This is a genomic window from Deinococcus pimensis DSM 21231 (genome assembly GCF_000519345.1).
Taxonomy (GTDB): Bacteria; Deinococcota; Deinococci; order Deinococcales; family Deinococcaceae; genus Deinococcus_A; species Deinococcus_A pimensis.
In genome coordinates this window covers 42472-50588 of record NZ_KI912654.1, presented here as the reverse complement: position 1 = coordinate 50588, position 8117 = coordinate 42472, and the positions used below count along the sequence as shown (strand labels likewise).

Here is an 8117-nt window from a genome sequence, read left to right as displayed (position 1 = left end):
CCGCGCGGCGCCGCGGACGCCCTGCTGCCCGCCCGCCCCGGCGCGGCGGAGGCGATCACGCCGGACATCGTGAATCACGTCGTGCGCAAGGTCAGCCGGGAGGTGCGGGGCCTCGTCGGGGCGGACTTCACGGTCGCGGATTTACGCTGGTCCTGCGCCGTGAACCTGCACGAGCAGGGCAACCCGCCCGGGTGGATCGCGGGTCTGCTGGGGCACGCGAACGCGGCGGAAACGCTGCGCTTCATCGAGCGCGGCTTCGACTGACCCGCCGGGGCGGCGGGTCAGTCGTCGTCGGGGCGTGGGACGACCGCGTCCCAGTTCTGAGCGAGGTGCGCGCCGACCTCGCGCCGCTGCACCTCGGCGGGTTCGGCGAGCAGGCCGTCGAGGGCGCCCGCGTGAGCCGCGCGCAGATCGGCGAAGGCGCGCGCGCGGTCCGTCACGTCGGGATCGAGGTCGGCGTTGTCGCGGAGCATGGCGTACGTCAGTGTCGCGATCGACAGGCTCAGTTCCCGTTGCTGGTGCAGGTCACGCAGGAAGGTACCGCCCGGCAGCGACAGGTGGTGCTCGCGCGTGGACGGCGCGCGCGTCACGATGAGGTCGTGGCGGGCCAGCAGGTCGTGCACGACCTTCGAGAGGGCGCCCTTCGTGGCGCCGAGCGTGCGCGCGGCGTTCGAGAGCGACACCGGGGTGGGGGAGAGGAGCAGCAGCGCGACCAGCCGCCCTTCCAGCGGTGGGTGACCGAGCGTGCCGAGCGCCCGCCCGAACCGCCGCCCGAAGAACTCGGTGGACATCGAGCTGGCGGGGAGGGAAGCGGACGGCGTCGGCGCGCGAAGGGTGGCCTCGCGCAGGGTCACGACGATCGCGACGATCCGGTCGAGTCGGTCGTGAACGGGCGCGGCGCTCGCCGTGACGCGCAGGATCGAACGGTCGGGCCGTTCCACCCTGAGTTCGGCGTGCGTCACGCCTCCAGGCGACCGCAGGACGTCCTCCACGAGGACGTGCGTGGCGGGCCGACCGTCGACGGTGGTGACGGCGCTCAGGGTTCTGGTCACGGTCGCGCCGGGCTGGACCTCGTGTCCGAGGAGGCGTTCGAAGGAGGGGTTCGTGACGGAGACCCGGGAGGTGGTCGTGTCGATCACGAGGAGACCCATCGGGAGCCCCCGGACCACCGCGTCGAGTCGGGCGCGCTCCTCGGTGAGGCGCTCCACGAGCGCCTCGCGCGCCTCGTCCTCACCCCGGCGCAGGTCACGGTCCACCTGCACGACGAAGCTCGGCGCGCCCGAGGGGTCACGCCGCAGGACGCGGCGCGACTGGACGGTCACGCGGTCGCCCTCGGGGGTGCGGTAGGTCATCGTTCCCGTCCAGCGGTCGTGCCGCAGCACGGCCACCCGCGCCTCCTCCGGCGAGAGATCGCCGCTCGCCCGCAGGCGTTCGTCGAGTACCTGGCCCCGCACCTCCTCGTCGGACTGCCCGTACAGGCGCCGCGCGGCCGCGTTGAGGCTCCGGACGCGCCCGTCCGGTTCGAGGATCGTGACGGCGTCGTCCACCAGGTCGAGGAGGTCCGCGTCGAAGCGCACCTCGCCGGGCGTGGCCGGCGAGACGGTGACGTCCACGCCGCTCGACAGGACGAACGCGGTGTGTCCGGTGGGGTCCTCGAGGGGCACGTTCGTCCAGGAGATGAACCTGCGTTCCCCGTCGTGCCGCCGCATCACGATGGTCGTGCTGCTGCGGGGCGGGGTGCGGTCGAGGTGTTCGAAGAAGGCGCGGGCGGCGTCGGCGGCGTCGTCGGGCAGGAGGCTCGCCACCGTGCGGCCGACGACCTGCTGTGGCGGTAGGCCCAGGAACTGGGCCGCGAGGGCGTTGCAGCGCACGACGTGACCCGCGCGGTCCGTCAGGACGACGAGACTGCGGGCGATCTGCATGAGGGCGTCCGTGAGGTCGCGTTCACGCAACGTTCCGGTCGGAAATTCGGGAATCGGCGGGGAGGCCTCGGTCATGGGTCCCTCCGGCTGTGGTCGCGTTGTGTCCAGTGTAGGCAACGTGAGGTCCGTTGAGAACGGACAGACCCTGCCGAACGCGATTATGAAGAATTTCACAGCATGTGGGACGGTGTTTCACGAGTGCCTTCACCGAGGCGTCTTTCTTAAGGCCGCAACGACGCTCACTCGACCTGAACAGGCCTTAACTTGACTCTACGGGTTCCCTCGTATCCAGCTCACCGGCCTCACGACAAAGGCCCACGCGTCCAGCCCGACCGGACCCGCCAGGTTCGTCATGGAGATTCCCATGTTTCACATCTCCACCAACGCCGACCGCACCGCCGTTCCCGAGGACGTCCGCCCGCGTCCCCGACACGTCCTCGTCATCGACGACCACGCGCTCGACGTGGAACTCGCGTGTCTCGCGCTGAGCGAATGCGCGCCCGACGCGCAGGTGACCTTCGTCCTCGATCCGTTCGACGCGCTGGCCCACCTCCGTCACGAACGGGGACCTACCCCGGACCTCGTCCTCCTCGACGTTCACATGCCCGGCCTCGACGGCTTCGAGGTGCTGCGTGAACTGCGCGCGCACCCCCGCACCCGTGAACTGCGCGTCGTGATGTGCTCCACCTCCGCCCGCCCCGAGGACCAGCGCGCCGCGCGCGCGCTCGGCGTCGAGGCCTACCTCGTCAAGCCCGTCACCCTCCCCGACCTCCAGGAGGCCCTCACGACCGTGCTGGCCTCCCTGCTGAACTGAGGTGACGTCATGCGCGACCACGAACACCCCAAATTCCGCGAGCAGGTCCGCGACGCCCGCGCCCGACTGCAGGGCGTCCTCGCCACCCGCCTCGACTGGCGCGAGGACGACCTCGTCACCGAGAGCGGCCTCACCCGCGCCGTCGTGCGCGCCGCGATCGAGGAACTCTGCCACGAGGGCACGCTGAGGCCCTACTTCGTCCCGCGCCATGGGCATCCGTCGGCCATGTACCGAGTGGTCACGCCCCGCATCCCGACACCACGAGGCCCCGACCGGGAACAGCTCCCGCCCCAGGCGCGCGTCGTCCTGGAGCACCTCCGCTCACGCAACGACACGCTGCTCAACATCGCCGCGGTGCTGCACATGCCCAGCAACCAGGCGCACGAGGCCCTCGAGTTGCTGCAGGCGGGCGGCCACGTCTCCTGCCGCTACGTCGGCTCCCTCGCGATCTTCTCGCACGAAGGCTGACGCCCCGTCGGTGCATGCCGTAGGGTGAGACCACCGTCCTTCCGGAGGTCTCACCCATGACGCACGACGCCCACTCCGAACGCACCCGCACCTTCTCCTGGCAGGATCCTCTCCTGAGCGCCTCCGCCGCGCCCGACCTGAGCGGACTGGAGTTCCTGCGCGCCATGGCGCGCGGCGTCTACCCGCCGCCGCCCGTCATGCACGCCCTCGACTACACCCTCACCGAGGACGACATCGAGGACGGCCGCGTCACCTTCCGCCTCACCCCGCGCGAGTTCCACTACAATCCCATCGGCAGCGTGCACGGCGGCGTGTACGCCACGCTGCTCGACTCCGCGCTCGGCTGCGCGGTGCACACGAAACTGCCCGCCGGGACGGGCTACACGACCGTGGACCTCGCCGTGAAGTACCTGCGGCCCCTGCGGGTCGGGCAGGGGCCCGTGCGGGCCGTGGGGGAGGTCATCAGCGTCTCCCGGCAGGTCGCGACGGCCCACGCGCGCCTCCTCGACGAGCAGGACCGCCTCTACGCCCACGCCACCACCACCTGCCTGCTGCTGCGGCCCTGAACTTCAGGGGACGCCCAGCCACGTCGTGGCGGTCGGCCCGGCCTGGTCCTCGCCGCCGCTCACGACGACCCGGCCGTTCACGGCGTCCGCGACGGGCGACTGTCTCGCCGCCGGGAGCGACGACAGGGCCGTCCAGCGGTTCGAGAGCGGATCGTAGCTCCACACCGTCGCGCTCTTGCGCTGCCCGTTCGTCACGCCGCCCACCACCAGCACCTGATCACGCCACACGAACGTGGAGGAGCTCGTGTGGCTCAGCGGCAGGGGCAGGTCCGCCCGCGTCTCCCAGGTGTCGGTGGCGGGATCGTAACGCTCCACGCTCGACTGGTTGCCCGACACCTCGTCCCCGAGGTGCTGCCCGCCCACGGCCAGGATCTCACCGCCGATCACCACGCCCGCCATGTGGTTGCGGGGATTCGGCAGGGGCGCGCGTGACTGCCAGCCCTGCGCGGGCGCGTCGAGGTTCAGGACCCAGTGGTCCCCGAAGTCCTTCAGGTACGTGTCGCCCGAACGCTGCGTCCCGCCGAAGAAGTGCAGGTCCCGTCCGAGCCGCACGAGGGCGCCGCCGCCCCGCGCTCCCGGCAGGTCCGGCCGGGAGGACCAGCGGTCCGTCGTGGTGTCGTACGCCCGGACGTGCGAGGTGGCCGGTCCGGGGTGATCGCCGACGAAGCCGCCCGCGAGGTACACGGTGGACCCGTCCACGGCCACGCCCGCATGCGTGAGGCCTTCCGGGAGGGGCGCGCGTGCCTGCCACTCGCCCGTCGCCGGATCGAAGGCGCTCACACGCGTCGTGACCTTCGGGAGCAGGTTCACGTAGCGATCGAACCCGCCGAAGACGTACAGGCGACCGCCCACCGCCGCGCCCTGCGCCTCGAAGTGCGGTGTCCCCGCCGTCGAGGAGACGAAGCCCAGCGCGAGCGACGCGTCGACGGGCTCCACGTTCGACGCGGCCAGCACGAGGTCCTGATAGTCACCGTCGCCGTCCTGATCGAACGCCAGGAGGTACTCGTGCGGGAGCGGCCGCCCCTCGCGGTCCCGCGCCGGGTACACGCGCGCCGAGTGCCCCCCCGCGAAGTTCCGGCCGTCCTCCGTGAAGCTGGTTCTCGGCGCGTAGCTCGCGCCGCCGACGAACACGCCGAACAGCTCGTCACCCGGATCGAAGGTGTCCGTACCGTCCTGCAGGGTGGGGGTGAGCGTCTGCGCCGCCGCCGCGGCGACCGTCGCGACCGACGTGCGGGTCAGCGTGGCGTCCGGGCGGTAGAAGCCGAAGCTGAGCGCCTCCTGCGGCGTGTAGCGCGCGACGGCCCGCAGGGTCACCGGACCCTCGCCCGCCCGGCGCAGCAGGGGCGCGCGCACCTCCTGACCGATGGGCGGCGCGCTCGTCGGGAGGACCCGAGCGGCGGCCCCGACGTCCACCCTGAATCCCAGCGTGTCCACGATCTGCTGAAGGGACGGCTCGTCCTGCGGGCCCGCGCCGCCGCCGCTGAGCCCGTACAGACCGACGTCGAGGGGAGCCGCGCCGTCCGCCTCGATCCGCAGGGCCGCGTCCAGCACCCCCACGTTCCCACTCGGAACGAAGGTGACGTCCAGATTCACTGCACCGGACGGCGGAACCGTCAGGGGCAGGGACGTTCCCACCACGAAGCGGTCGGCGTGCGCGCCCGACACGTTCACGCTCCGAATCGTCACGGCCGCCCCGCCCGGGTTGTCGATCCTGAGCGCGACCGGACCGCTCGCCTCACCCGGCGGGGCGCTCGTCACGAGCTCCTGCGGGTCCACGACGAGCGCCCCGCCCGAACGGGACGAAGGCTGCGAGCAGCCCGCGAGGCTCGCGGCGACGGTGAGGGCCAGCAGGCCCGCACGGCAGGGACGCGGGACCGCTGGACGCAGGACATCTGGATGTGACAGGGACGGCATGTGCTCCTCGTGGGTGACGTGAGTCGTGGACGGCATGGCGAGCGCGGACCGTCACGGACGGCCCGGCCCGGTTCTCACCTCCCACTTTGAGCAACAGGCGTTAACGAAACGCTGAAATCGGTGTTCCTCACCGGGACGACACGCCCATCCGCCTCACTTCACGCCGCTCACGTCGAACTCGAAGGTGCGGCCCGACTCGTCCGTGAGCTGCACGCGGTCGCCCGCGACCTTCTCGGGGAGCTCCCAGAAGAAGCGCACCCGCACGTCCTCGCCGACGGGCAGCGTTCCACTCGACTTCTCGTCGCGGCTCGCCTTGAGCATCGTCTGGTTGTACTCGACGCGTTCGCCGTCCGCGTCCCTGAGGCTCGCCTTGAAGTCGCCCCAGTAGTACTGCACGTCACGCGTGAGGCCGTTGCGCACCACGAACGTCGCCGTGAGGTACCGCTTGCCCGGCGCGGGCGCTCGCCCACCGAGCGGCTCGGTCGTGAACGCCGCGTCCTGGAAGGTCACGTCGAAGTACTTGAGCTGCACGGGCTTGCCCTTCGCTGCCGGGACGCGCGCGAGGGCCGTCGAGCCGCTCGTGTCCGCCGGGTCGGCGGCGGGCGCCGCGACGGGCCGCGCCTGTCCGCGCAGGTCGTAACGCAGCACCGCCGCGCCGCGGTCGCCGGGACGCTGCACGATCAGCTTCGGCACGGGTCCGGCGGCGGGCACCACGATCAGCGTGACCACGTCGATCTTCTGCGCGGGCTTGAGCCGCACCTCCAGCTTGTCGGTCGTGCCGTCACGCGCGACGGCCTGCACGTACTCGTGATTGCGGTCGAGGGCGTCCACGGCGGTGAAGGCGAGGTCGCCCCAGTAGTACTGCACCTCGCCCTTCTGGGGGTTCTGCACGGTGTAGCGCAGCACCAGCAGTTTCTCGTCCGCCTTCGGGTAGTAGATGTTCCCCCCGATGACGACGCGGTTCGTGGAGTACTCGGCGGCGCGCAGCGTGAAGTTCAGCGGGCTCTGCTTGCCGATCGTGAAGGTCTGCCCGAGCTTCGCGTTCTCGCCGTCGAGCTGCTTCGTGCCCTGCACGACGGGCTGGGTGGGGGCCGCCTTGCCGGGCGTCTGGGCGACGGCGGCGGACGACAGGGCGAGGGTGACGGCGGCGAACAGCAGATGGGTACGCATGAGGTTCTCCTTGGAGCATGCCCTCGGGCACGGTCGTGACGACGGTAGAGCGGGAATCGTGACGTGAGGATGACGGGAACCGTCACTGCGACCGGGGCGTCCGCACCTCCAGGTACATGTTGGGACGCACGGCGTAGTAGTTCTTGGTGAAGCCGCCCGTGTACGTCGCGCCCCAGGGGTTGTCGTTGTAGCCCTCGACCCGCCGGCGCAGCTCCAGCGGCTGACCGTTCATCGTCGCCGTCACCTCGTACGTGCCCCACATGACGTTCGCCGCGACCCAGCCGGAGCCGCTCTGCACGAACTTCAGGTCGCGCGTCACGTTGCTCGTCCCGTCGGCGAGCGTCCCCACCGACTTCAACTTCACCGTCACCTTGGAGAAGTCGACGTCGTACTCGCCCGGCACGTGCTCCAGGAACACGCACGCGAGGTTGCCGTACGGGTCGGCCTCCGAGACGGGCTTGGGCTTGAATGTGAAGTTGCGGACGCCGCCCACGCCGCCCGCGACGGTCTCCGGGTTCTCCGGAACGAGGTCCACGCCGACGCTGTAGCTCTCGTACCTGATCCGCAGGGTCGCGAACATGTTGAAGGTGACGGGCGCGCCGCGCACGTCGATGCTGTAACGGCCCTGCGCGTCGGTGGTGGTGATGAGGTTGCTGTCGTAGGAGAGGGTGTTGTCCGCGACGACCTCGACTCCGGCGAGCGGAGTGCCCTGCTCGTTCACGACGGTTCCGGTGATGAACCCCGCGCGGCCGGTCGTATCGCCCGGGTTCGTATCGACGGGCGGCGGATTGTTCCCTCCAACCGGCGTGGGTTCCCCGACCTCGGTACAGGCGGACAGGAGGGTGGTCAGCAGCAGCAGCGCGGCAATCGACTTCTTCATGATGGCTCCTTCGGGGGCCCGGCGGGCCGCCCCGTTTCTGCCCGGACGCTACCCGGAGCGGGATGGCGCGAGCATGACGTCAGGGCGCCTCATGCGTGGAAGCCTCTTGGGGCGCCGCTCAACAATCACGGCGTCACAGGCCCGACCATCAGGAGGCGCCGCACTCGCGGCGCGGGGAGCGTGAAGAGATGAACGAGAAACGCAACGAAGGAACCGGGCCGCAGGACACGCCGCCCCAGGACGTGACGCGGCAGGTGCTGAAGGAGAAGTACGGCGACGTGAGCACGAGGCGCGCGGCGCCCTCGTTCTCGCAGCGGTCGCCCGCGCTGGCGGCGGCGATCGTGTCGCTCGCGGCGCTCACGGTGCTGCGCACCCTCGTGCCC

9 protein-coding genes are annotated in these 8117 nt (G+C 71.0%); 5 read left to right on the top strand and 4 right to left on the bottom strand.

Features of this window, described 5'->3' with window-relative positions; genetic code table 11:
• Positions 1 to 264, top strand: a 264-nt coding sequence (locus tag DEIPI_RS0115030; protein WP_027482307.1) for a site-specific integrase, incomplete at its 5' end; no start/stop codon positions are given.
• 17 nt (positions 265 to 281) lie between these two features.
• Here the strand turns inward: DEIPI_RS0115030 and DEIPI_RS0115025 are convergent.
• Positions 282 to 1997 (bottom strand): PAS domain-containing protein, encoded by a 1716-nt coding sequence (locus DEIPI_RS0115025; RefSeq protein ID WP_027482306.1) that lies wholly within the window; start codon positions 1995 to 1997, stop codon positions 282 to 284.
• Between the two features lie 289 nt (positions 1998 to 2286).
• On the opposite strand from DEIPI_RS0115025, the gene DEIPI_RS0115020 reads away from it, so the two are divergent.
• From DEIPI_RS0115020 to DEIPI_RS0115010, 3 genes are read left to right on the top strand one after another with little or no spacing between them, the layout of a single operon-like run.
• Positions 2287 to 2736: a response regulator gene (locus DEIPI_RS0115020; protein WP_045234422.1), complete on the top strand. Its 450-nt coding sequence runs from the start codon at positions 2287 to 2289 to the stop codon at positions 2734 to 2736.
• A gap of 9 nt (positions 2737 to 2745) precedes the next feature.
• On the top strand, positions 2746 to 3204 hold the full coding sequence (locus DEIPI_RS0115015; RefSeq protein WP_027482304.1) for a DUF4350 domain-containing protein: 459 nt from the start codon (positions 2746 to 2748) through the stop codon (positions 3202 to 3204).
• Positions 3205 to 3260: 56 nt separating this feature from the next.
• Positions 3261 to 3770: a PaaI family thioesterase gene (locus tag DEIPI_RS0115010; RefSeq protein WP_027482303.1), complete on the top strand. Its 510-nt coding sequence runs from the start codon at positions 3261 to 3263 to the stop codon at positions 3768 to 3770.
• Between the two features lie 3 nt (positions 3771 to 3773).
• Here DEIPI_RS0115010 and DEIPI_RS31480 read toward each other — a convergent pair whose 3' ends face one another.
• The 3 genes from DEIPI_RS31480 to DEIPI_RS35620 all read right to left on the bottom strand — a co-directional run bounded on the left by DEIPI_RS31480 (position 3774) and on the right by DEIPI_RS35620 (position 7734).
• Complete coding sequence (locus DEIPI_RS31480; protein ID WP_052351753.1) at positions 3774 to 5684, bottom strand: Kelch repeat-containing protein; 1911 nt, start codon at positions 5682 to 5684, stop codon at positions 3774 to 3776.
• Between the two features lie 153 nt (positions 5685 to 5837).
• Positions 5838 to 6854 carry a DUF4352 domain-containing protein gene (locus DEIPI_RS0115000; RefSeq protein WP_027482302.1) on the bottom strand — a complete coding sequence of 339 codons (1017 nt, stop codon included), beginning with the start codon at positions 6852 to 6854 and terminating at the stop codon, positions 5838 to 5840.
• An 82-nt stretch (positions 6855 to 6936) separates the two neighbouring features.
• The gene (locus DEIPI_RS35620; protein WP_027482301.1) at positions 6937 to 7734 is read right to left on the bottom strand and encodes a carboxypeptidase-like regulatory domain-containing protein; all 798 of its coding nucleotides are present in this window, start codon (positions 7732 to 7734) and stop codon (positions 6937 to 6939) included.
• 188 nt (positions 7735 to 7922) lie between these two features.
• Here DEIPI_RS35620 and DEIPI_RS40000 point away from each other — a divergent pair.
• Positions 7923 to 8117, top strand: a 195-nt coding sequence (locus tag DEIPI_RS40000; RefSeq protein ID WP_027482300.1) for a hypothetical protein, incomplete at its 3' end; no start/stop codon positions are given.